Here is a 24,193-nt window from a genome sequence, read left to right on the forward strand (position 1 = left end):
ATGGCGAGGAGAAGCGGGGCCGCGGTCTGCGCGGTCATGATGGCGGCTGCGCTGGCGGCCGCGGGATGCGGCGGCACGACGCCGGTCGGGGGAGCCTCCGACGCGGCGGGCGGCTCCGGCGCCGGCGGCGCGGGCACGGTCCGCGTGGCGATCAGCTCGGGGATCTCGACCTACGACCCCGCGTTGGCGTGCACGACCCAGTACGAGTACGCGGTCGTCAAGAACACCTACGACACGCTCGTGCAGTACTCGGCGAGCAAGGGCGCCGACGGCCGGCGGCAGATCGTGCCCGACCTCGCCAAGTCGTGGTCGGTCAGCAAGGACGGCCTGCGGTACACCTTCAGGCTCCGCGACGACGTCACGTTCGCGTCGGGCAACCCGATGACGTCGGCCGACGTCGTCTACGGGCTGGAGCGCGTGCTCGAGAAGCAGGGCTGTCAGGCCTACGTGCTGACCCTCGGCGACGAGGCCGCGGTCAAGTCGATCGCGGCGCTGGGCAAGTACGCCGTGCGGATCACGCTGGCCGCCAAGAACCCCATCTTCCTCGGCCAGCTCACCCAGACCGGCCTCAGCCCGGTCGACCGCAAGCTGCTGACCCAGCACGGCGGCCTCGGCAAGGCGGGCGACGCGTGGCTGGCGCGCCACACCGCGGGGACCGGCGCCTACACGATCGCTCCCGGCGACGATCCGGACAGCGAGATCGACCTCGTCGCGCGCAAGGGCTACTGGCAGGGCACGCCCAAGAACGACAGGGTGTCGATCAAGGTCGTGACCGACCCGACGACGCTGGAGACGCTCGTGCGGGCCAACGAGCTCGACATGGCCTACGGCGTCCCGGCCAAGGACACCAAGTCGATCAGCCAGGGCCGCACGCTGGTCGACGACATCGGCCCGTTCTTCATCTACCTGGGGATGAACAACGCGGTCAAGCCGTTCGACGATGTCCGCGTGCGGCAGGCGGTGGCGCTGGCGCTGGACCGCAACGCCCTCGTCGCGCAGCTGGGCTATGGCCAGGTCGAGGCGTTCGACGGCCCGATGCCGCCGGCGATGCCCTACTCGCCCAAGCTCGAGCCGGGGCCGCCGGACGTCGCCCAGGCCAAGCGGCTCGTCGCCGCGGCCGGGGCCAAGGGCTCGTCGTTCACCCTCGACGTCAAGTCGGGCGAGGCGTTCCAGCAGGAGGTCGCGACGATCCTGCAGGCGTCGCTGAAGCAGATCGGGATCGCCATGAAGATCCACACGCTCGGGGCCTCCGCGTTCATCGACCGCGTGTCGGGCTTCAAGTCCCAGGCCTACCTGATCCGCGACGGGTCGCCGTTCAACGACCCGGCCTACTTCCTCGGGTTCTTCGTGAAGTGCGGCAACCTCTTCAACTGGACCAAGTACTGCAACAAGCAGGTCGACGCGCTGCTGGAGCAGGGCCGGACCGAGACCGACGAGGCCAAGCGCACGGCCGAGTACGCCCAGCTGTCGGAGATCGTGACGCGCGAGCGCCCGATGATCCCGATGTTCGCGCTGGGCGCCGACCTCATCGCCTCCAAGTCGCTCACGGGCTACACCACCTACGACGACCAGCAGCCTGTGTTCTGGCCGATCAGCGCCGGCTGATGGCCGGCGACGCGACGACGCCGGTGCTGGTGCTCGACGCCGCGCGCTCCCCGTTCGGGGCGCGCGGCGGCGGCCTGGCCGGCGTGGAGGCCGCCGCCCTCGTGGAGGGCGTGGTGGACCCGCTGCTGTCACGTTCCGGGGTGCCCCGCGAGGCGGTCGCCGCGACGTTCGCGGGCGGGATGGACGCGGTCGCCGCGGCGACCCGCGCCGTGGCCGCCGGGAGCTCGCCGGTCGCGTTGGCGGTGGCCGTGGCGCGGATGTCCGGGGCGCCGGTGCCCGACCGCCCGGGCGACGACGGCAGCGCGCAGGCCGCGACGGCGCTGGAGGCCACGCAGACGCGCTGGATCGCCGCGTTCCATCGCGGCGCGTTCGCGCGCGAGGTGATCGCCGTCGCGGGCGTCGACCACGACGAGCATCCGGTCGCCGGGGGCTTCGCCGACGGCGCGGCCGCCGTCCTGCTCGCCGCGCCGGGCACGGTGCCCGCGGCGGCGCCGCTCGCGGAGGTCGTCGCCGTCGAGACGCTGCGCGAGGACGCGCTCGACGCGCTGGTCGACCGCCTCGGCTGGGGCTGGGACGGCGTCGACCTGATCGAGCTGCACGAGCCGTCGGGCACCGAGGCGGCGCGCTGGCTGACGCGCCTGGGCGCGGCGGCCGGGCGCGTCAACGTCGACGGCGGCTCGCTGGCGATCGGCGATCCGGAGGGCGTCAGCGGCGCTCGACTGGTCGTCAGCCTCGCGGACCTGCTGCGCCGCCGCGAGGGCGCGCGGCGCGGGCTGGCGATCCTGCCCGCGCCGGACGGCGTCATCCACGTCGCCGCGCTCGCGGCACCGCCTCGGTGACGGCGTCCTGGGGCTGCAGCTGGACCCAGCAGAGCGCGGCGACGACCAGCGCGCCGCCGGCGAGCTGGATCGCGCTCAGCCGCTCCCCGTGCAAGATGTAGGCGAACGCCGCGCCGGAGACCGTCTCGGCGGTGAGCAGCACGGCGATCCGCGCGGCGGGCGCGAAGCGCACCGCGGCGGCGATCGAGGCGAACGGCAGCAGCGTCCCGACGGTGCCGACGGCGACGCCGAGCGCCCAGTGGCCGTGGCCGAGGACGTGGCCCGGGAACGTCCATACCGGTTGGACCACGCACCACACGAGCGTCGCGATCCCGAACGTCCAGAGCGTCGTGGTCACGGGGTGGTGGTCGTCGCCGGCGCGCTCGGCGGCGACGATGTAGACGGCGAACGCCGTGGCCGAGACCACCGACGCCAGCACGCCGACCGCGTCGACGTGGCCGCCGATCGCGCCGACCGCGAGCAGGCTGCCCACGAGGCAGACGGCCATCGCGGCCCACAGCGACGGCGCGAGCCGGCGGCCGTGCGCCGCGGTCAGCCACAGCAGGATCAGCAGCGGGTACAGGTACTGGACGACGAGCGCCACGCCGATCGCCATGCGCGTGGTCGCGTAGAAGTACCCGGCCTGCGCGGTCGTCATCGCCAGCGCCATCGCGAGCATCGCGCCGAAGTGCCCGCGGCCGATCGCCAGCAGGCGCGGCCGCCACGCGGCGACGGCGACGGCCAGGGCGCCGAAGGCGATCGCCGAGCGCAGCTCGGTCAGCCGCCACGGGCTCAGCCCGTCGTCGGTGAGGTAGCGGCCGATCGACCCGTTGAGGCCCGACAGCATCGAGCCGCCGAGCGCGAGCGCGTAGCCGATCGCGGCCTTGGGTGGGATGTCGTCCAAACCTGACAAACGAACATTAGTTAGTCTACACTCCGCCCATGGCAAGCACGAGCACCATCCCCGCGCTGCCGGTCGCCGACGCGCTCTACGACCGCGCGCTCGGCCACCTTCCCGGCGGCAACTCCCGCACGACGCTGTTCGTCGCGCCCCACCCGCCCTACGCGACGAGCGGCCGCGGCCACGTGCTGCGCGACGCCGACGGGCGTGAGGTGATCGACCTGCAGAACAACTACACGTCGCTGATCCACGGCCACGCGCACCCGGAGGTGACCGAGGCGGCGGCACGGGCGCTGCACGCGGGCGCGTCGTTCGGCCTGCCGACCGAGCACGAGATCGAGCTCGCCGAGTTGCTCTCGCAACGCGTCGCGATCGCCGATCGCTGGCGCTTCGCCAACTCCGGCACCGAGGCCGTGATGGTCGCGATCCGGCTGGCCCGCGCGGTCACCGGCCGCGACGCGATCCTGCGCTTCGAGGGGTGCTACCACGGCAGCGCTGACGCGGTCGTCCAGCACGGCGCGCGGGGCGTGCCCCAGGGCGTGAAGGACGACGTCGTCACCGTTCCGGTCGGCGACGAGGCCGCGCTCGTGGCGGCGCTCGACGCGCACGGCGACCGCCTGGCGTGCGTCGTCTTCGACGCGATGCCCAACCGGGCCGGGCTGCGCCCGGCCGACCCGGCGTTCGTCACCCTCCTGCGCACCGAGACCGCCCGGCGCGGGATCCTGCTGCTGTGGGACGAGGTGCTGACGTTCCGCGCCGGCCTCGGTGGCCTGCAGGGCCAGTACGGCGTCGAGCCCGACATCACGACGCTCGGCAAGATCATCGGCGGCGGCCTGCCCGTCGGCGCCATCGGCGGCCGCGCCGAGATCATGGACGCGTTCGACCCGCGGCGCGACGACGCCGTCGGGCACGGCGGCACGTTCTCGGCCAACCCCGTCACGCTCGCCGCCGGCACGACCGCGATGCGGCTGTTGGACGCCACCGCGATCGACCGGCTCAACGCGCTCGGCGACGCGCTGCGCGAGCGCCTCGCCGCCCAGGGCTGGACGGTGACCGGCCAGGGCTCGCTGCTGCGCGTGCACGTCCCCGACGCGACCGCGCTGTGGTGGCGGCTGTGGGCCAAGGGCGTGCTCATCTCCGTCAACGGCCTGCTGTGCCTCTCGACCCCGATGGACGAGGACACGACCGCCGCCGTCGCCGACGCCTTCGAATCCCTCGACCAGGAGTAGTTCATCATCATGTCCAACCCCTCCGTCTGCATCATCGGCGGCGGCGCCGTCGGCCTCGCCACGGCGCTGCACCTCGCCCGCCGCGGCGTCACCGACGTCACCGTCCTCGAGGCCGAGCATCCGGCCGCGGGCTCGTCCGGCCTGTCGGTCGGGATCATCGAGACGCAGTACGTCACGCCGCTCGACATCGAGCTGCGCGTCCGCACGATGAGCTTCTTCAACGAGCTGGAGCGCGAGCACGGGCTGCACGTCACGCGCAACGGCTACCTGCGGCTCGCGCATCGCGAGCAGGAGCTGGCCGGCTTCGCGGAGTCCGTCCGCATCCAGCACGAGCTCGGCGTCCCGGACGCGACGGTCCTCGACCGCGCGGCGATCGGCCGGATGATCCCGGAGATGCGCGTCGACGACGTCGACGGCGGCCTCTACGGGCCGAGCGACGGCTTCATCGACGGCCATCTCTACTGCGGCCTGCTGGTGGAGCTGGGCGAGGCGCTCGGCGTCAAGGTGCTCGGGCGTCACGCCGTGCGCGAGGTCGCCGACGAGCCGGGCGGCGGGCATCGCGTCATCACCGCGCGCGGCGAGTTCGCGTGCGACGTCGTCGTCAACGCGGCCGGCGCCTGGGGCGCCCGCGTCGCGGGGCTGCTGGGCACCGAGATGCCGCTGATGCCCCAGCGCCACGAGGCGGTCGTCGTGCACCTCGCGGCGCCGCTGCCCTACGTGGTGCCGTCGGTCATGGACTACACGCCGCACTCGGGCGAGACCGGCCTCTACTTCCGCCACGAGCGACCCGGCCAGCTGATCGCCGGCCTGCACACCGAAGAGGCCAACGAGGAGCCGGCCGACCCGAACGACTACGCGCGCTCGGCGAGCCCGGACTTCCTGGAGGAGGTGGCCGAGAAGATCACGTCGCGCCTGCCCGGCCTGCGGGAGTCGAGCCTCGCCCACGGCTGGGCGGGCCTGTACCCGATCAGCCCCGACGGCGTGCCGCAGGTCGGCCCGGCGCCCGGCGACGACAGCGTGATCGTGGCGGGCGGCGCGGGCGGCTCGGGAATCCAGCTGTCGCCCGTGCTCGGCGAGCTGGCGGCCGACTGGATCCTGCACGGCGAGCCGCGCGCGATCGGCGACGGCGCCCGCCTGGCGCCCCGTCGGGAGGCCCTCGCCGCGGCGTAGGATCGGCGCCATGCGGCACGCCGTGTACTGCGCGAGCTACGGCTCGCTCGCCGACCCCGCCGCGTTGGTGGGGTTGGCGAGGCGGGCCGAGCGGGCCGGATGGGACGGGTTCTTCCTCTACGACCACGTCGTGGTCGAGGGCGAGCCGACCGCCGATCCGTGGACGACGCTCGGCGCGGTCGCGGCGGCGACCGAGGACATCGTGTTGGGGCCGCTGATCGTCCCCGTGGCCCGGCGCCGGCCGTGGGAGCTCGCGCACCAGGTGGCCACGCTGGAGCGCCTGGCCCCCGGCCGGACCGTGCTCGGGGTCGGCCGCGGCGTGCCCGAGGAGTTCCGGGCGTTCGGCGACCGCCCGACCCCGCGCGAGGTCGGGCGGCGCCTGGACGAGGGGATCGACCTCGTCTGCCGGCTGCTCGCCGGGGAGGCGGTCGACCACGCGGGGACGTGGCGCCTGCGCGGCGCCCGGCTCATCGACCCGCCGGTGCGGGTGCCGATCTGGGTCGGCGGCACGCACGACAAGCCCGGCGCCCTGGCGCGCGCGGGGCGCCACGACGGAGCGTTCTTGATCGGCGAGGGCTGGGGCGCGGGGCACGAGCTGACGCCCGAGCAGGTCCGTCGCGTCGCCGTGACGACCGGTGCGCGCGACGTCGTCCACGCGGGGATCTCGCCGCCGGACCGTGCGGCGGCGCGCGCGCTGGCCCAGCGCTACGCCGCGGCGGGCGCGACGTGGTGGCTGGAGGTCCTGCAGGACGACTTCGGCCCCGTCTTGACGACGCTCGCCGACCACCGGCGCCGGGTCGAGGCCGGGCCGCCGCGGTAGCTCAGGCGACGGGCACGGCCGACGGGACCTCCGCGGGTCGCCAGTCGGCGAGCGCGCCGATCGCCCGCAGGGCGGCGCGCGGCTCGCGCAGCAGCGCCAGGCCGTCGCGACGGGCGATCGCGTCGACCTCGGGCGGCGGCTCGGACGCCTGCATCGAGAGCAGCGCGCCGGGGATCCCGTGCGCGGCGCCGGCCTCGGCGAGCGCCTGCGCCATCAGCGTGGCGTTGCGACGCTCCATCTCGCCGATGTGCGGCGTGAGGTCGGCCTGGCCGACCAGCAGGTCGAAGTCGCCGCTGGCGGCCATCGCGTCCAGGGCGCGGCGGAAGGTCGGGAGGATGTCCTCGCTGCACCACGCGTCCAGCGGGTTGGCCCCGCTCAGGCCGGCGGGCCCCGCGTCGCGCAGGCGCGCGGCCAGACCCGGGTCGACCGGCGCGAAGGGCACGCCGACGCGCTCGGCGACGTCGGCCAGCAGCGCGGCCTCGCCGCCGGAGTACGTCACCGCGCCGACGCGCTTGCCGCGCAGGGGACCGACGCGGTCCAGCAGCGCGAGCGCCTCGACGAGCTCGGCGTAGTCCTCGACGAGCACCATCCCGGACGCGCGCGCGAGCGCCGCGAAGGCCTCGGGCGTCCCGGCATCGGCCCCGGTGTGGGCGCGCGCGGACGCGGCGGCGGCCGCGGACCGGCCGACCTTGAGCGCGACGACCGGCTTGCGCGCGCGAGCGAGGCGGGACGCGGCCGCGGCCAGCGCGTCCGGCCGGCGCACGGTCTCCAGGAACAGGCCGACGGCGCGCGTGGCGTCGTCGTCGGCCAGGAACGCGCAGAAGTCGGCGACGTCGACGGTGGCCTCGTAGCCGAGCGTCGCGACCATCCGCAGCCCGAGCCGCGGGCCGAGCCCGACGATCGCCTCGCCGACGGCGCCCGACTGCGAGAGGACGGCGATGGGTCCGGGGGTCACCGTGGCGGGGATCGAGCCGATCCACGGCGACAGCCCGCCCGGCGCGGCGACGCCGACGCAGTTGGGGCCGACCATGAGCGCCCCGGCGCTCCGCACCGCTCGGGCGATCCGATCGACCACCGGCAGCTGCCGTGGCCCGTCGTCCAGCCCGCAGACCACCAACGTGCGGATGCCGTGGGCCAACGCGTCGTCCACGGCGCCCTCGAGCGCGGCGTCCGGCACGAGCATCAGGGCGGCGTCCGGGACGATCGGGAGGTCCGCGGCGCGCGGGACGCAGGGGACGCCGAGGACCTCGGCGCGCCGCGGGTTGACGCCGAGCACGGGACCGCGGTCGGACGCCAGCAGGTTCTCGAGCGTCGTGCGGTGCAGCAGGCTGCGGTCGGAGGCCCCGAAGACCGCGATCGAGCGCGCCGCGAACAGCCCTGCCACCCCGATTCGCTGGTCGTCTCGCATCGTCATGTCGCTGCCCCTGTCGCTGCCGCCTCTGACGTCCGGTCGCGCTGACCGGTGGCGGGCCGCTATCCTAACAACTGTTAGTTCGCATTGCTACCATGACCGCGACCGCTGAACCCATGTCCACCGAAGAGCGCATCCGCGAAGTCGCGACCCGTCTCTTCTACGAGCGCGGCTACCACGCGACGAGCATGCGCGACATCGCCGGCGGCGTCGGCGTCAAGGCGGGCAGCCTCTACAACCACTTCCCGGGCAAGCAGGACATCCTCTTCCGGATCTGCTTCGACACCGCCCAGGCGCTGGCCGACGGCCTCACCGGCCGCATGCCCGCCGGCGCGGGTCCGGAGCAGCGGCTGCGCGCGCTGGTCCGCTGGCACGTCGAGTTCCACGCCAAGCACCGTCACGCCGCGCGCGTGGCCGACGACCAGCTGCACGCGCTGACCGAGCCCAACCGGCGCACGGTGCTCGAGGTCCGCGACGCCTACGAGGCCGTGCTCCTCTCCCTCCTGGAGGAGGGCGAGGCCGCCGGCGCCTGGGCGATGGGCGACCGGCGGGTCGTCGGCTTCGGCATCGCGACGATGTGCACCGGCGTCGACGTCTGGTTCAAGCCGGGCGGCGCGCTCTCGCCCGAGCGCATCGGCGAGATCTACGCCGACTTCGTCGTCGGCGGCCTGCGCGCCGGCTCCTGACGCGCTCGGTCGTCGGCTTGACGATCCAGCGCGCGCTGTGGAAGACTAACGAGCGTTAGTTCGTACACCGACGCAGGAGGGGCCGGCATCACATGGCCGTGCGGTTGACATACACGAGCGGCGCGATCGACGCCCAGCTCGACGGGGAGTTCGAGGCGCGCCTCGCCGCGGGTCGCGAGCGGGAGGCGCCGCTGCTGGCGCACCTGATCGCGGGCGAGCCGATCGCCGAGGGCGAGATCTTCGAGCGCCGCGATCCCGCCAACCTCGACGTGATCGCCAGCCGTGCGCACGAGGCGACCGTCGCGGTCGTCGCGCGGGCCGTCGCCGCGGCGCGCGACGCCGCGACGCCGTGGCGCCGCGCCGGCTGGGAGGACCGCGTGCGGCGCTTGCGCCGCGTCGCCGACGCCATCGAGGAGCGCCACGTCGAGATCGCGGCGGTCGTCAGCCTCGAGACCGGCAAGACGCGGACCGAGGCGATCCTCGAGGTCCAGGAGGGCATCGAGCTCATCCGGACCTACACCGGACACGTCGCCGACAACGAGGGCTACACCGAGCCGCTGGCGTCCTACGTCGAGGGCGAGAGGAACACCGAGACGCTGCGGCCGTTCGGCGTGTTCGCGGTCGTCGGCCCGTTCAACTTCCCGTTCGCGCTGACGCTGGGGATGAGCGTCGCCGCGCTGGTCGCGGGCAACACGGTGGTGTTGAAGCCGTCCGAGGACGCGCCGTGGACCGGCGCGCTGCTGGCCGACGTGCTGGGCGCCGGCGAGCTGCCCGCCGGGGCCTTCAACCTCGTGCACGGCGGGGCCGACGCGGGGCGCCTGCTGGTCGACGCCGACGTCGACGGCGCCGCGTTCACCGGGTCGGCCAAGGTCGGCCGCGAGATCGTCGCCAAGATGCACGCCGGCCCGTACGCGCGGCCCGCGCTCACCGAGCTCGGCGGCAAGAACCCGGCGATCGTCACGGCGTCGGCCGACGTCGCCAAGGCGGCCGAGGGCGTCGCCCGCGCGGCCTACGGGCTCTCGGGCCAGAAGTGCTCGGCCTGCTCGCGGGCGATCGTCGTCGACGCCGTCCACGACGCGTTCGTCGCGGCGCTCGCCGAGGCGACGCGCCGGCTCGGCCGGGTCGGCGACCCGCTCGACGGCGGCTCGTTCGTCGGGCCCGTCATCAACGAGCGGGCGGTCGCGCGCTACGAGGGCGCGGTCGCCGCGGCCGAGCGCGACGGCCGGATCGTCGCCGGCGGCGGGCGGCCGGACCTCAACGGCCACTACGTCGAGCCGACCGTCGTCGCCGACCTCCCGTACGGCCACCCGCTGACCCGCGAAGAGCTCTTCCTGCCGTTCGTGACGGTGACGCGGGTCGCCTCGTTCGAGGACGCGCTGGCCGAGGCCAACGCCACCGACTACGGCCTGACCGCCGGGCTCTTCAGCACCGACCAGGCCGAGATCGACGAGTACCTGGACCGCATCGAGGCCGGGATCGTCTACGTCAACCGCGGCGCGGGCGCCACCACCGGCGCCTGGCCCGGGACCCAGTCGTTCTGCGGCTGGAAGTCCAGCGGCACGACCGGCAAGGGCGGGCTCGGCCCGTACTACGTCCCGCAGTTCCTGCGCGAGCAGAGCCGCACGATCGTCGCCTGAACCCGAACCACCCCCACGACCGAGAAGGACCCCATGAGCATCGAAGCCCTGACCCAGGCGCCCAAGGGGGCGCGCATCGCGCCCCGGATGGCGGTCTCCCTGGAGGAGTACCAGGACCGCGTCCGCAAGACGCGCGAGTGGATGCACGCCAACGACGTCGACCTCCTGCTGCTCAACCAGCCCGAGCACTACAACTGGCTGTCCGGCTATGACCCGACGTCGGTCTTCTACCACCAGACGCTGATCGTCCCGGCCGACGACGGCGAGCCGCTGACGCTGCTGTGCAACAAGGCGGAGCTGGCGCTGTGCGACGAGACCTGCTGGGTCGAGGACGTGCGCGTCGTCTGGACCCATGAGGACCAGACCGAGAACACCATGGACGCGCTGCGCGACCGCGGGCTCGACAAGCCCAAGCGCGTCGGCCTCAACCTGATGTCCTACCACCTGCGCCCGCAGTTCGCGTTCGACATCCGCGCGGCGCTGAGCGACGCCGAGGCGGTCGACGTCACCCAGGTCGTCGACGACCTGCGCCTCGTCAAGAGCCCGGCCGAGATCGAGCATCTGCGTCACGCCGCGCACATCGCCGACCTCGGCGTGACCGCCGGCATCAACGCGATCCGCGAGGGCGTGACCGACTTCGAGGTCATGGCCGCGATCCAGCATGCGACGGCGCTCAACGGCGGCGAGTTCCCCGCCTACCCGTTCCTGGTCGACGCCCGCGGCACGCTGCACGGCACGCCGACCGGCAAGATCCTGCGCCCGGGCGACACCATCTACATGGAGGTGTCGGGCGTCAAGCGCCGCTACCACTGCAACATCTCGCGCACGGCGATCATCGGCGAGCCGCCGGCCAAGACCAAGGAGATCTACGACGTCGCCAAGCGCGCGCTCGACGAGGCGACCGCGGCGATGGTGCCGGGCGCGACCGTCGGCGAGCTCGTCGAGCTCGTCGCCCAGCTGCACTCGGGCTACGAGAAGAACACGTGGGGTCGCTTCGGCTTCTCGATGGAGATCTCCTATCCGCCGATCTGGATCGGCGGCCTGAGCCTGATGAAGGGCGACGACCACGTCATCGAGGCCGGCCAGGTCATCACGATGGAGCCGGGCCTGTCCTACGCCGACGGCGTCACGATCGGCCTCGGCAACAACGTGCTGATCACCGAGCACGGTCCCGAGATCCTCAACAACGTCCCGGTCGAGCTCTTCGTCCGCTAGGAGATCGCGAACATGCCTCAGCGCGACACCGTGCACTGGTGGGCCGGACCCACCACGTTCTACCGTTCCCCGGCCATCCGGCCGGAGGACGCGCCGGAGGGATCGGCCGTCGTCCTCGGCGCGCCGATCGACTCCCGGACGCTGGGCCGCAACGGCCAGCGCTACGCCCCGCGGGCCATCCGCGAGGCGTCGCTGTACCTCGCGGGCTACTACGGGCTGCAGACCCGGCAGTCCGGCTACGTCGACGTGGCGACCGGCAACGTCTGGAAGGTCCCGGACGAGCCGCGCCTGTTCGACGCCGGCGACGTGCGCCTCCACCAGGACGACGTCCACGCCCAGACCGAGGCGATCGCCGACCCGGTGGCCGAGATCGCCGCCAACGGCGCGATGCCCGTCGTCCTGGGCGGCGACCACTACATCCCGTACCCCTCGTTCCTCGGGTTCGTCCGCGGCGTGCAGGCGCGCAAGCCGGGCGCGAAGGTCGGCTTCCTCAACCTGGACGGCCACTTCGACCTCTGGGACGAGTTCAAGGACATGGGCCGCTACAACCACGGCACGTTCGCCCGGCGGATCTCGGAGCACGAGGCCGTGGGCAAGATGGTGTGGTGGGGGATCAGCGGGTCGCGGGTCATGGAGCCCGACCAGCTCGAGCTCTGCCGCGACCGCGGCTTCGCCGCCTACACGGTGGACTCGATCCGGCGCCGCGGCGTCGTGGAGACGATGCGCGAGGCGCTGGAGATCGCCTCCGAGGGCGCCGACGCGGTGTACGTCACGTTCGACATCGACTGCACCGACGGAGCGTTCGCCTCGGGCACCCACTCGATCTCGGTCGACGGCCTCAGCTCGGGCGACGTGCTCCAGGCGATCGGCGTGATCCCGGAGTTCGAGCTCGTCGGCGCGTTCGACGTCGCCGAGATGATCCCGCAGTACGACGTCGGCGGCGGGCGTACCGCGCGCTACGCCGCGCTGGCGATCCTGCAGGTGATCAGCGATCGCGTCCTCGACTCGGAGCCCACGTTCCAGCGTGCCGACATCGACGCGGTCTTCCGCTAGCGCCTGGGACGAAGCCCAGCTGCAGCTGGCGCGGGCGGCCTCCATCCTGGGTCTCGACGAGGGGACCCACGAGATGCTGCGCCGCCCGCGCCGGACGCTCGAGGTCGCGGTGCCGATCCGTCGTGACGACGGGTCGGTGAGCACCTACGCCGGGGTGCGGGTCCAGCACAGCACGACCCGCGGCCCCGGCAAGGGCGGCCTGCGCTACCACCCGAGCGCGACCGTCGACGACGTGCGCGCGCTCGCCATGCTGATGACGTGGAAGTGCGCGCTCGTCGACCTGCCCTACGGCGGGGCGAAGGGCGCGATCCGCTGCGATCCCGCCGAGTTGAGCGCGGCCGAGCTGGAGCGGTTGACGCGCCGCTACGCCAGCGAGATCGCGCCGCTGATCGGGCCCGACAAGGACATCCTCGCGCCGGACATGAACACCGGCGAGCGCGAGATGGCCTGGATCATGGACACCTACTCGACGGCGATGGGTCATCCGGTCGGCGCGTCGGTGACCGGCAAGCCGACGATCGTCGGCGGCACCGCGCCTCGGCGTGCGGCGACCGGCGCGGGGATCGTCACGTGCCTGCGGCGCGCCGCGACGCTCGCGGGGCAGGCGCCGCCGGTGCGGGTCGCGATCAGCGGCTACGGGAACGTCGGCCGGACGGTCGCCGAGCTGCTGGCCGGCGATCCGGACATGCGCGTCGTGGCGGTCGCCGACGCCGGCGGCGGCCGCGTGGACCCGGACGGGCTGGCGATCGCCACGCTCGGCGAGTGGCTCGACGCGGGCGGTGCCCTGGCCGACGCGCCGGTCGGCGCGCCCACCGACCGCGAGGCGGTGCTGGTCGCCGACTGCGACGTCCTCGTGCCGTGCGCGGTGGCGGGCGTCCTCGACGAGGGCAACGCGGACGACGTCCGCGCCCGCGTCGTCGTCGAGGGCGCCAACGGCCCGACGACGGCGGCGGCGGACGCGATCCTCGCCGAGCGCGGCGTGATGGTCGTGCCCGACATCCTGGCCAACGCCGGCGGCGTGATCGTCAGCTACTTCGAGTGGGTCCAGGGGCTGCAGGCCATGTCCTGGCCGGCCACCGAGGTGGCCGAGCGGCTGGAGGCGCGGCTGGTCGCCGCGCTGGAGGCGGTCGTCGCGTGCGCGGCGGCCTACGGCGTCGACCTGCGGACCGGCGCGCTGTGCCTCGCCGTGCAGCGCGTGGTCGACGCGCACCGGGCGCGCGGGCTGTACCCCTAGGGTCAGCCCTCCGCCCGGATCGCCGCGGCGATGCCGTCGACCATCGCCGCGACGCAGCGCTCGCCGGTGGCGGCGGTCATCGCCCGCGCGTCGAGCACGACGCCGGTGCCGGGCACGGCGTCGGCCGGCGTGGGCAGGACGTCGTAGCCGCGGCGCGGCGCGAACGGGACCGGTGCCGGCGGCTCGCCGACGAGGTCGGGCGCGAGGTGGCGCATGATCGCCGTCTCCAGGTGCCCGGCGTGGTCGGAGGGCCAGTCGGGCTCCTCGCCGGGGAACAGCTCCTCGACCAGCTCGGGCGTGAGGTAGTCCCAGGGCGCGTCGAACAGGAACGCGCGCGCCGTCGTGCTCCCGGCGAGCGGGCCGTGCAGCGCGTCCCAGAGGATGGCGGCGTTCTCCCAGTGCCAGGAGAGCGCGACCAGGCGCGTGGCGCCGACGGCGAGCGCGTCGGTGGCGATCTGCTCGACGGCGGCCAGCAGCGTGGGCAGCCGCAGCGCGGGGCCCGGGAACGCGGGGCCGCCGCCGGACCGCGGGCGCGACGGCGCGCCGAAGGGCAGGACGGGGAGCGTGATGCCGCCGACCGCCTCGGCGACGCCCGTGGCGAGGGCCTCCACGATGATCGAGTCGGTGGCCATCGGCAGGTGCGGTCCGTGCTGTTCGAAGGAGCCGACGGAGAGGATCAGCGGGCTGCCGGCGGCCAGGCGGTCGCGCAGCGCGAACCAGGACAGGTCTGCGGAGTGCGTGGACATGCGCCGCGTAGACTAACAATCGTTCGTTCCTAGGGACGACGGCGAATCGGGGCTCGTCGGGCGCCGCGTCGGCGCGACGTGGCAAGATGCACGCCATGACGTCGACGCTGAGCGGACCATCCGGTGAGCCTCGGGATGTCGGCTCGTCGGAGTCTCCGGGGCGCGAGCTGCCCGCACGCGCGCGCTCGCAGATCCTGACCGCGCGGGCGCGGATCCTCGAGGGCTTCGGGGACGACCTGGAGCCGGTCAACGGCCTGCGCACCGATACGCGCCGGCAGGTGGTGATCGCCGCGATCGACCTCTTCGGCCGCAAGGGGTTCGAGGCCTGCACGATGCGCGACCTCGCCGCGGTCGCCGACATCAAGGCCCCGTCGCTCTACAACCACTTCAGCTCGAAGGAGCGGATCCTCGCCGAGGCGGTGCTCTATGCGTTCGGGCGCTTCTTCCACGCCGTGCTCGGGCCGCTCGACGACGAGCCCTCCGGCGACTGGCTGGAAGGCATCGTGCGCCGGCACACGCTGTTCCAGGTCGAGCATCCCGAGCTCGCGCGGACCAACGAGCTGATCCTCCTCGACGAGCAGCGGATCGACAACCTCGCCGCGGAGGACGCCGACCGGATCAGCGCGATGCGGTCGCACTACGCGAGCATCCTCGAAGCGCTGATCCGCGCGCGCACCGGCTGGCGGTCCGAGAAGCGCCTGCTGGTGGCCAGCGGCGCGGTCGCGGCGATCTGCGATCGCTTCGGCGGCAACGTCCGGCCGCCGGCCTCGCTGAGCGCCGAGCAGACGGCGTCCTACAACTGGGACCTCGTCGACCGGATGCTGCCGGTGCGTGACTGACGACGGGCGCGTCGCTCCTCCGTAGGCGCCCACATCGACGGCGTGGGTTGTCGCGCGCGGGGCGCGGGGGCAAGGTCACGGTATGACCGGGACCGCGCAGGACGGGGCGCCATGGTGAGCCATCGGCGACATCGCGTCGCGTTCCTGCTCGTGCTCGCGTCGGTCATCGTGCTGACGGCCGGCGGGGGCTTCGTGGCCCTGGAGAGCCGGACGGTGTCGACGTACTGGGGCGGGGTCTGGTGGGCGCTGTCGCTGATGACGACCGTGGGCTTCGTCGGCGGGTCTCCGCAGACGACCGGCGGGCGGCTGCTCTCGGCCGTGCTGATGGTCTCCGGCTTCGCGCTGATGACGCTGACCACGGCCGCGATCGCCTCGCTGCTCGTCCGCGAGGAGGAGAGCCCGGAGTGGGACCACGAGCACGAGTTCGAACGACAGGTGATGAATCGGCTGGACGCGCTCGGACGGCGCCTGGACGCGATCGAGCGGGCGCTGCCCGACGGGGACGAGCGGCGGTGACGGCCGGAAGGCATGCGCTCGCGATCACGTGCGCGAGGACGCGGGGGCGCTGGTGGCGGCGCTGCGCGACGCCGGCGTGGCCCACGTCGCCATGGTCACCGGCGACCGCGCGGCGATCGCCGAGCCGATCGGCGCCGCGCTCGGGCTGGACGCCGTCCACGCCGACCGCACGCCCGAGGGCAAGCTGGACGTGGTGCGCGGGACCGCCGACCGGCCGGTGATGATGGTCGGCGACGGCGTCAACGACGCGCATCGACGTCGCGGTGATCCTCAACGCGCTGCGGGCGCGGACCGGGTGAGGCCCGCGCCGTCGGCGGCCCGCGTGCCGCCGACGACGCGGCCGTCGTGGAGCACCAGCAGGCGCGCGCCGGGGCAGGCGACGGCCTCGGCGGGCGTGCGCGCGTCGACCGCGACGAGGTTCGCGCGGGCCCCTTCGTGGAGCCCGTAGCCCTCCAGCCCCAGGACGCCGGCGGCCTCGGTGGTGGCCATGGCCAGCGCGACCCCGAGCTCCTCGTCGGTGTAGAGGCCCTGCCGGTAGCCGATCAGCATCGCGCGCTCCAGCATGTCGCCGGACCCGTACGGCCACCAGGCGTCGCGGACGTTGTCGTTGCCGGCGAAGACCGTGACCCCGGCGGCCCGCAGGGTGAGGACCGGCGGCATCGTGCCCGTCCCCGGCGCGTTGGTCATGATCGCCACGTCGGCGGCGGCGAGCTGCTCGGCCGTGCGCGCCAGCTCGTCCGCGTCGACCGCGCCGAGCGCGTAGGCGTGGCTGACCGCGACGCGGCCCGCCAGCCCGCGGTCGGCGGCGTGCCGGGCGATGCGGCGCAGCTGGAAGGTGCCGAGCGCGCCGTCGTCGTGGAGGTGGATGTCGACCATCGCGCCGTGGCGCTCGGCCAGGTCGAAGACCGTCGTCAGCTGGCCCTCGACGTCGCCGTCGAAGCCCGCGGGGTCCAGGCCGCCGACGACGTCCGCGCCCGCCCGCAGCGCCGCGTCGAGCAGCTCGGCGGTGCCCGGGCTCGCGATCACGCCGCGCTGGGGGAAGGCCACGACCTGGACGTCGACGCGGTCCGCGCAGCGGCGCGCGACGTCGACGACGGCCTCGACGGCGCTCACGCCCACGTCGGGGTGGACGTCGACGTGCGAGCGCAGCGCGCCGGTGCCGTGCGCGACCACGCGATCGACGAGGCGCAGCGCGCGCTCGGCCAGCGGCAGCTCCCGCTCGACCTCCCGCAGCGCGCGGGCCTCGGCCGCGATCCGCCCGGCCAGCGTCTCCTGCGGCTCGTGCGGGCGCCACGACGTCCCGACGAACGACTTGTCGAGGTGGATGTGGCCGTCGACGAACGCGGGGAGGACCACCGCGCCGCCGAGGTCCAGCAGCGTCGCGCCGGCGCCGGCGCCGGCCTCGGCGCCCAGCGCGCCGGGCGCGGCCACGCGCGCGATGCGCCCGTCGCGCACCTCCAGGTCCCGGCGCGCGCCGTCGGCCGTCACGGCGCCGGTCAGGATCAGCGCGCTCATCGTGCGCCGGCCACCGGCTCGGCCGGCGCGTCGAGGTAGATGCGCGTGAGCGCCTCGGCCAGCAGCGCGCGGACGTTGCGCATCGCGCCCTCGATGTGCGCCGCGACGAGCTGCTGGGCGCGGTCGGCGCGGCGCCGGCGCACGGCGGTGAGGATCGCTTCGTGCTCGCGGCGCGTGACGGCGATCCGCTCGGCGTGGCCGAAGTCGACCATCCGCACGATCGCGATGCGGTCGTTGACGCGGTCCAGCGAGGACATCAGGAACGCGTTGCCCGACAGCGCCGCGAGCCCGGTGTGGAAGCGGACGTCGGCGGCGAACGCGTCCTCGCCGGCGTCGGGCGGCGGCTCGGCGTCGGCGGCGAGCCGCTCGATCGCCTCCTCGTCGGCGCGCTCGCACGCCTGGGCGACCGCGAGCCGCTCCAGGGCCGTGCGCGTCCGGTAGACGTCCTCGATCTCCGCGACGTCGAGCGGGCGCACCCGGCGGCGCAGGCCCTGCGTCTCGATCAGCCCCTCGGCCTCCAGGCGCCGCAGCGCCTCGCGGATCGGCGTGCGGCTGACGCCGTAGCGCTCCGACAGCGGATGCTCCGCCAGCCGCGCGCCGGGGAGGAGGCGCAGGAGCGCGATGTCGCGCCGCATCGCCGCGTAGACGTCGCCGGTCTCGCTCACGGGACCACCGTAGCATCGGACTGCATGCAGAACCTGCATCCACCAACTGCATGCCGATGACGGGAGCGCGCGCCGGGGCGTGGCGTCGCGAACGCGCCGCGGGCCCAGGATTCAGCTCCGCCGATCCTGGCTATGTTCGGGCCGTGCTCCCCACCCTCCCCACCCTCCCCACGCTTCGCACCCTCCTCGTCGGCGCCGCGCTGGCCGCGCCGCTCGCCGTGGCCGGCAGCGCCTCGGCCCAGGACACCCAGCTGCTCCACGGCTCGGTGGCCGCCGGGGGCACGTGGAAGCTGTCGATCCGCCACGAGAAGATCGGGCCGGTCGCGGGCGTCTGCCTCGACCTGGACGTCCAGCCGGCCGCCGCCGGCGCCGCCGGCGGGACCGCGTCGGGCTGCGCGGCGGGCAGCCTGCGCGTCGACCACGGGCTCTTCCCGCTGGTCTCGACCGCGCGCGCGGGCGACACGCCGACCAGCGCCGTCATCGGCGGCATCGTCACGGCCAAGGCGCACGAGATCCGCGTCGTCTTCAAGGACGGCAAGCACCTCAAGCTGCCCGTCCGGTCCGGCCCCAAGCGCTGGCGCCACGTGCTGAAGATGGACGTCCGCTACTTCGGCGGCGACCTGATGGCGACCTCGACGAGCGCCGTGGCGTCGATCAGCGCCTACGACCGCCGCGGCCACCGCCTCGCGCGGACGACCAAGACCCGCTGAGCCCGGCGGCGGATGCCGTCGCCGGGGTCGCCGAACGCGGGGATTTTTGCGTCCGCGGCTCCGTTGATGAGCGTCTTCGACGCACTCCAGGCCGGCGGGGAAGGGTGCTCCCGCCGGTGGATTCGTAGCTCATTTGCAGGGATTTCCTCAGCTTCCCAACGGTCGTCCGATGGGTGAGCTTGACGAATAGGAACCGTTGTGTTTACGGTTGGCGCACTGGGGGCCGCCCGCGTTTCTGAAGGCCGTTAGGGGTTGGATGGCCGGTGGCTCTTGTCTCTGTGGAGGAGGAAAGTCGATGAAGCAGCATCAGCGGGCGGCCGCGCGCCGTCGGCGTGCCGTCGGGCGCCATGACGGGAGCGGCGTCGCATGAGGCACGCGATGATTCGCGGGCTCGTCCCGCTGGCGGCGGCCGGGGCGCTCGCCGTGCCCGGGATCGCCCAGGCCGCGGAGCGCGGCATCGAGCCGGTCTCGCCGGCCGACTCGCAGGGCACCGAGCTGGCGACCCCCTCCTGGAGCGGCGTCGCGTGGGGCTCGCTCGACGGCAACCACGCGATCTACCTCGACGAGACGTTCCCGCTGGACTTCAAGCTCTCGACGCGCACGGCGGACGGCTGGAGGGTCACCCGGATCGACGGCGGGATCAACAACGGCACCGTCGTCTTCCGGGACGTGTCGCCCGACATGTCGACGGTCGTCTGGGAGGACGGCTCGCCGTATGACCCGACGCCCGGCTACACCGAGGGGCTCCTGACCGAGCACGACGGCCATACGACGAAGATCATCACCTGGGACTCGGGCCTGGACCGGCCGCAGCGCCCGTTCTACCTCGCCGGATCGGCGGATCGCAGCCGCCTGGTCCTGCGGGTGCCCACGGGCACCGTCCCCGGCCTGGAGAGCAACACGGGCCTCTTCCGCTGGTCGGTGGCCGGCGGCTTCGAGCCCATCGACGTCGACATGTCGCGCTACGCCGGCGCCGACTGCGCCGACGACCCCTCGACGGACTTCAGCCGCGAGGACCTCTCGACGATCGGCCTGGCCGACAACGGGATGATGGGCGTCTCGGCCGACGGCAGCACGGTCGTCGTCGCGACCCCGGCCTGCGCGGTCGGCTCGCCGGCGACGCCGGTCCCGAGCCACCTCGTGCTGTGGCACGACGGGACGTCGACCGACATCACGACGCCGGTCTCCGGCGGCGCCGACGGCACCGCCACGTACATCGGGATGAGCCCTGACGGCTCGCGCGTGTTCTTCACGACGGACGCCAAGCTGCAGGCGAGCGACACCAACGGCGCCACCGACCTCTACGTCTCCGACCACGGGCAGCTGACCCGGATCACCGACGGCGTCGTCACCGCCGACCAGACGCAGGTCTCGCCCGACGGCTCGACGGTCTGGTTCGAGGCCGACCAGCCGCTCGGCGGCGCGGGCCAGCCGGGCAAGCCGAACATCTTCCTCTGGGACGACGGCGCCCTGCACCTCGTCGGGACCTACAAGATCGCGCCGAGGCTGCGGCCCGGAGACGGCGGCAGCGCCTTCGCGAGCATGCTCACCACGGACGGCAGCTACCTGGCCTACGGGGACAGCTTCGATCCCGTGGCCGGCACCAACACCAGCGTCGAGATCCGACGGGTCAGCCGCGACGGCACCGTGGTCTGCGCCACGTGCGCGCCGCCCGGCGGGGTCGAGGCGCCGGTCACGCCGCCGCTGCCGATCTACGCCTTCGGCGTGTCGATCGGCTCGGACTCGGGCGGCTCGTTCCGGCGGCACCGCGTCCGGGAGCCGTTCATCAGCGATGACGGCCAGACCGTGGTCTTCCAGACCACCGGGGCGCTCGATCCCCGTGACACCAACGGGATCACCGACACCTATGCCTGGGAGGACGGCAAGCGCGTGCTGCTCTCCAGCGGCACGGAGCCGACGCCCGGCGTGTCGCGCGGCATGAGCCTCGACGGGTCGACGATCTTCTTCACCCAGGGCGGCGCGCTGTCGCCCGACTCGACCGACCCCTACCAGAAGCTCTGGGCCTCCCGCATCGGCGGGGGCTTCCCGGTGGCGCGGACGCCCGATCCGTGCGCCACGGCCTGCCAGGGCCCGCTGACGGCGCCGCCGGCTCCGCCGGTCATCGCCACGGTGAGCTTCGCCGGGCCGGGCAACCTCGTGCCGCCGGCGGAGGCCGCGCCGGTGTCGAGCAAGCCGAAGGTCAGCAAGCCCTCGGGCACCGTCCGCGGCACGAGCGCGCTCGTGCGGGCCAAGGTGCCGGGCGGCGGTGTGATCCGCGTCAGCGGCGCGCGGGTCGGCACGGCCAAGCGCACGGTGCTGAAGGCCGGGACCTACTCGGTGCGCGTGGCGCTGACCAAGGCGTGGCAGCGGTCGCTGGCCCGTCACAGCAGCATCACCGCGGCCCTGAAGGTCCAGTTCACGCCCGTCGACGGCCGGGCCGCGTCGGCGAGCGTGCAGCTCAAGTTCGCCAAGGCCACCAAGAAGGCGACGAGCAAGAAGGCGGCGCGCTGATGACCGCTCACACGAACCAGAGCGCCATCGCGCTGACGGAGGAGAAGACGATGACCTGGATGTCCCGGGCGACGCGCGGCGGGATCGCCGCGGCCTGCCTGGCGCTGCTGGCCGCGCTGCTGCTGCTGCTGCTGGCCGGCTCGGCGCGCGCCGCCGACTGGGGCCTGGAGCCCGGCAGCTTCCACGTCGACCTGTCGACCACGCAGGCCGGCGGGCACCCGGACGTCCGCACGGCCTTCCGCTTCGAGCAGGGGCCCGGGGACTTCGGCGGGATGCCGACCGACGTGCCGAACGAGAACGTCCGCGACATCAAGGTCGAGCTGCCGCCGGGCCTGATCGGCAACCCGCAGGCCTATCCGACGTGCAAGCCGATCGAGTTCCCGGTCTGCCCGGCGGACACGCAGGTCGGCACCGTGACGCTGAGCCTCGTGTTCTACGGCGACGTCCAGACGCCGGTCTACAACATGGAGCCCGCGCAGGGGACGATCGCGCAGTTCGGGTTCTCCGCGCTGATCATCCCGATCCACCTGACCGCCTCGCTGCGTCCCGACGACCACGGGCTGACGCTGGACATCCCGCAGACGCCGCAGGTCATCCCGCTGCTCGGCGTCGACATGATGTTCTGGGGCACGCCCGGGTCGCCCGCCCACGACACGGAGCGGACCGCGCTGTGCTACCTCGGCGGCTGCCAGAGCACGACCGACCCGTTCAACCCGTTCCCGGCCGCCGGCTTCAAGAGCGGCGTGGGGCTGCGCCCGTTCATGAACAACGGGTCCCAGTGCGGCGTGGCCACCAGCGCGAAGTTCACGATGAACAGCTGGACGCACGTCGACGAGTTCCGGACGTTCGACACCGACATCCCGGCGCTGACGGGCTGTGACAAGGAGAAGTTCACGCCCACGGTGAGCGTGCGTCCCGGCAGCTCGGAGGCCGGCGCGCCGACGGGGCTCGGGGTCGACATCGACATCCCGCAGACCACCGACGCGTCCGCCAACGCGACGCCGCCGCTGAAGCGCGCGGTGGTCACGCTGCCCGAGGGCATGACGCTGTCGCCGTCGGCCGCCGACGGCCTGGTCGGCTGCGCCGACGCGCAGCTCGGGCTGGAGGACAACGACCCGGCGACGTGCCCGCGGGCGTCGGAGATCGGCACGGCGTCGATCAAGACGCCGCTGCTGGCCGACGACATGACCGGGCGGATCTACCTCGGCACGCCGACGGCCGATCAGCTCGTGCGCCTGTTCCTCGTGGTCGAGGGCGGCAACGTGCGGCTGAAGATGGTGGGCCGCGTCGACACCGATCCGGCGACCGGCCGGGTGACGACGACGTTCGACGACCTGCCGCCGCTGGCGTCGAGCAGGATCTCGTTGAACTTCACGGGCGGCCCCCGTGCGGTCCTGAGCAACCCGGTCGCCTGCGGCACCTCGTCGGCGTCGGTGGCCCTGACGCCGTGGTCGTCGGACGACGCCACGGCGCGGACCTCGCCGATCACGGTCGACCAGGCCTGTGACAAGGGCGGCGCGTTCACGCCGTCGGTCACGGCAGGCAACGCGAGCAGCGTCGCGGGCGCCTCGTCGCCGTTCACGCTGTCGGTGAGCAAGCCGGACGGCCAGCCGAACATCCAGTCGCTGGACGTCGCGCTGCCGCAGGGCCTGCTGGCCCGTCTGTCCGACGTGCCGCTGTGCGCCGAGGCGCAGGCCGCGGCGGGGACGTGCGGTGCCGACAGCCAGATCGGTCACACGACGGTCTCGGTGGGCCCGGGTGCCAACCCGGTGACGCTGCCGCAGGCGGGCAAGGCGCCGACGGCGGTGTACCTGGGCGGTCCGTACAAGGGTGCGCCGTTCTCGTTGAGCATCGTGGTGCCGGCGCAGGCCGGTCCGTACGACCTCGGCACGGTCGTGGTGCGTGCGGCGCTGTTCGTGGATGCCAACAAGGCGCAGGTGACGATCAAGAGCGATCCGCTGCCGCAGATCCTGAAGGGCTTCCCGCTGCAGTACCGGACGATCAACGTGACCGTCGATCGGCCCGGGTTCATGATCAACCCGACCAGCTGCGCGCCGACGAGCGTGGGCACGACGGTGGCCTCGGCCGCCGGCCAGGCCGCTCCGGTCCTGACGCGCTACCAGGTGGGCGAGTGCGCCTCGACGCCGTTGGCGCCGAAGCTCACGCTCGGCCTGAGCGGCAGGTCGGAGTTGAAGGACGGCGGGCATCCGGCGTTGGTGGCCGGGTTGACGCAGCAGTCCGGTGAGTCGGGCCTGCGCAACGTGAAGGTGACGTTGCCGTTGTCGATGTCGCTGGATCCCGACAACGCCCAGGCGCTGTGCAAGCCCGAGCAGGCGGCCGCGAAGGCCTGCCCGGAGGGCTCGATCGTCGGCCAGGCCACGGTGCGGACCCCGGCGCTGCACGAGGCCCTGACCGGCCCGGTGTACTTCGTCGAGGCCACGCGGACGACGACCACCGGCAAGGTCCGCAAGACGTTCCCCAACCTCTGGCTGAAGCTCGAGGGCGAGGGCGTGTCGCTGGACCTCTGGGCCAGCTCGACCGTCGATGACGCGGGTCACCTCGTCACGACGTTCGACGACATCCCCGACGCTCCGGTCACGAGCTTCCAGCTCGACCTGGCCGGCGGGGCGCACGGGATCCTGGTCGGCAACGAGAACATCTGCGCCGCCCAGGACGATTCGGTCGCGGCCTTCACCGGTCAGACCGGCAAGGTGGTCAAGAGCAAGGGCCTGATGTCGTTGGCCGACTGCTCGCTGTCGGTGGCCAAGACCACCACCAGCAGCCGCTCGATCACGCTGCGCCTCGCGGGCCTCGGCGCCGGCAAGGTCAAGCTCAGCGGCAGCGGCGTGACCGCCGTGTCCCGGACGATCGCCAGCGCCCACGGCGCCTCGCTGACCGCCCGGCTCACCGCG

General features: G+C 73.7%; 20 protein-coding genes and 1 pseudogene. 16 read left to right on the forward strand and 5 right to left on the reverse strand.

The window, feature by feature from the left end; translation table 11 throughout:
* Together VFG42_RS23100 and VFG42_RS23105 are read left to right on the forward strand one after the other, a co-directional pair.
* On the forward strand, positions 1-1,605 hold the full coding sequence (locus VFG42_RS23100) for an ABC transporter substrate-binding protein (RefSeq protein ID WP_324911182.1): 1,605 nt from the start codon (positions 1-3) through the stop codon (positions 1,603-1,605).
* Entirely contained in the window at positions 1,605-2,444 is an 840-nt protein-coding gene (locus VFG42_RS23105) for a hypothetical protein (protein ID WP_324911183.1), read from the forward strand. Before VFG42_RS23100 ends, VFG42_RS23105 begins: the two co-directional genes overlap by 1 nt.
* Here the strand turns inward: VFG42_RS23105 and VFG42_RS23110 are convergent.
* Complete coding sequence (locus VFG42_RS23110; protein ID WP_324911184.1) at positions 2,407-3,327, reverse strand: EamA family transporter; 921 nt, start codon at positions 3,325-3,327, stop codon at positions 2,407-2,409. The two genes, VFG42_RS23105 and VFG42_RS23110, sit on opposite strands and share 38 nt — an antisense overlap.
* Before the next feature lie 38 nt (positions 3,328-3,365).
* On the opposite strand from VFG42_RS23110, the gene VFG42_RS23115 reads away from it, so the two are divergent.
* The 3 genes from VFG42_RS23115 to VFG42_RS23125 are packed head-to-tail and all read left to right on the forward strand — an operon-like array spanning position 3,366 to position 6,543.
* Positions 3,366-4,553, forward strand: a complete 1,188-nt coding sequence (locus VFG42_RS23115; RefSeq protein WP_324911185.1) for an aspartate aminotransferase family protein — start codon at positions 3,366-3,368, stop codon at positions 4,551-4,553.
* 9 nt (positions 4,554-4,562) lie between these two features.
* On the forward strand, positions 4,563-5,723 hold the full coding sequence (locus tag VFG42_RS23120) for an FAD-dependent oxidoreductase (protein ID WP_324911186.1): 1,161 nt from the start codon (positions 4,563-4,565) through the stop codon (positions 5,721-5,723).
* Between the two features lie 10 nt (positions 5,724-5,733).
* On the forward strand, positions 5,734-6,543 hold the full coding sequence (locus VFG42_RS23125) for an LLM class flavin-dependent oxidoreductase (protein ID WP_324911187.1): 810 nt from the start codon (positions 5,734-5,736) through the stop codon (positions 6,541-6,543).
* A gap of 1 nt (position 6,544) precedes the next feature.
* Here the strand turns inward: VFG42_RS23125 and VFG42_RS23130 are convergent, their stop codons facing one another.
* The gene (locus VFG42_RS23130; protein WP_324911188.1) at positions 6,545-7,927 is read right to left on the reverse strand and encodes a CoA-binding protein; all 1,383 of its coding nucleotides are present in this window, start codon (positions 7,925-7,927) and stop codon (positions 6,545-6,547) included.
* Positions 7,928-8,070: 143 nt separating this feature from the next.
* Here VFG42_RS23130 and VFG42_RS23135 point away from each other — a divergent pair, with 143 nt between their 5' ends.
* The 5 genes from VFG42_RS23135 (at position 8,071) to VFG42_RS23155 (ending at position 13,779) form a co-directional block, all read left to right on the forward strand.
* A complete protein-coding gene (locus VFG42_RS23135; RefSeq protein ID WP_324911189.1) occupies positions 8,071-8,640 on the forward strand; it encodes a TetR/AcrR family transcriptional regulator in 570 nt (189 codons plus the stop codon).
* A 92-nt stretch (positions 8,641-8,732) separates the two neighbouring features.
* Positions 8,733-10,277, forward strand: a complete 1,545-nt coding sequence (locus VFG42_RS23140; RefSeq protein ID WP_324911190.1) for an aldehyde dehydrogenase family protein — start codon at positions 8,733-8,735, stop codon at positions 10,275-10,277.
* Between the two features lie 33 nt (positions 10,278-10,310).
* A complete protein-coding gene (locus VFG42_RS23145; protein WP_324911191.1) occupies positions 10,311-11,492 on the forward strand; it encodes a Xaa-Pro peptidase family protein in 1,182 nt (393 codons plus the stop codon).
* A gap of 12 nt (positions 11,493-11,504) precedes the next feature.
* Positions 11,505-12,545: an arginase family protein gene (locus tag VFG42_RS23150; protein WP_324911192.1), complete on the forward strand. Its 1,041-nt coding sequence runs from the start codon at positions 11,505-11,507 to the stop codon at positions 12,543-12,545.
* 73 nt (positions 12,546-12,618) lie between these two features.
* A complete protein-coding gene (locus tag VFG42_RS23155) occupies positions 12,619-13,779 on the forward strand; it encodes a Glu/Leu/Phe/Val dehydrogenase (RefSeq protein ID WP_324911193.1) in 1,161 nt (386 codons plus the stop codon).
* 2 nt (positions 13,780-13,781) lie between these two features.
* On the opposite strand, the gene VFG42_RS23160 is transcribed toward VFG42_RS23155, so the two are convergent.
* On the reverse strand, positions 13,782-14,525 hold the full coding sequence (locus VFG42_RS23160) for a creatininase family protein (protein ID WP_324911194.1): 744 nt from the start codon (positions 14,523-14,525) through the stop codon (positions 13,782-13,784).
* A gap of 95 nt (positions 14,526-14,620) precedes the next feature.
* Here VFG42_RS23160 and VFG42_RS23165 point away from each other — a divergent pair, with 95 nt between their 5' ends.
* The 3 genes and pseudogenes from VFG42_RS23165 to VFG42_RS27465 form a co-directional block, all read left to right on the forward strand.
* A complete protein-coding gene (locus tag VFG42_RS23165) occupies positions 14,621-15,364 on the forward strand; it encodes a TetR/AcrR family transcriptional regulator (protein ID WP_324911195.1) in 744 nt (247 codons plus the stop codon).
* Between the two features lie 111 nt (positions 15,365-15,475).
* Positions 15,476-15,880, forward strand: a complete 405-nt coding sequence (locus VFG42_RS23170) for a potassium channel family protein (protein WP_324911196.1) — start codon at positions 15,476-15,478, stop codon at positions 15,878-15,880.
* Between the two features lie 76 nt (positions 15,881-15,956).
* Positions 15,957-16,070, forward strand: a pseudogene (locus tag VFG42_RS27465) (hypothetical protein); the annotation flags it as partial.
* Between the two features lie 80 nt (positions 16,071-16,150).
* Here VFG42_RS27465 and VFG42_RS23180 read toward each other — a convergent pair.
* Complete coding sequence (locus VFG42_RS23180; protein WP_324911198.1) at positions 16,151-17,395, reverse strand: amidohydrolase family protein; 1,245 nt, start codon at positions 17,393-17,395, stop codon at positions 16,151-16,153.
* Positions 17,392-18,060 (reverse strand): GntR family transcriptional regulator, encoded by a 669-nt coding sequence (locus VFG42_RS23185; protein ID WP_324911199.1) that lies wholly within the window; start codon positions 18,058-18,060, stop codon positions 17,392-17,394. Before VFG42_RS23185 ends, VFG42_RS23180 begins: the two co-directional genes overlap by 4 nt.
* A gap of 143 nt (positions 18,061-18,203) precedes the next feature.
* Here VFG42_RS23185 and VFG42_RS23190 point away from each other — a divergent pair, with 143 nt between their 5' ends.
* The 3 genes from VFG42_RS23190 to VFG42_RS23200 all read left to right on the forward strand — a co-directional run.
* Positions 18,204-18,770 (forward strand): hypothetical protein, encoded by a 567-nt coding sequence (locus VFG42_RS23190; RefSeq protein WP_324911201.1) that lies wholly within the window; start codon positions 18,204-18,206, stop codon positions 18,768-18,770.
* 378 nt (positions 18,771-19,148) lie between these two features.
* Entirely contained in the window at positions 19,149-21,281 is a 2,133-nt protein-coding gene (locus tag VFG42_RS23195) for a hypothetical protein (RefSeq protein ID WP_324911203.1), read from the forward strand.
* Positions 21,281-24,193: hypothetical protein (locus VFG42_RS23200; protein ID WP_324911204.1), on the forward strand; the 2,913-nt coding region annotated here is incomplete at its 3' end. The genes VFG42_RS23195 and VFG42_RS23200, both read left to right, overlap by 1 nt.

Origin of the sequence: Baekduia sp. (assembly GCF_035685985.1) — a bacterium.
Taxonomy (GTDB): Bacteria; Actinomycetota; Thermoleophilia; order Solirubrobacterales; family Solirubrobacteraceae; genus Baekduia.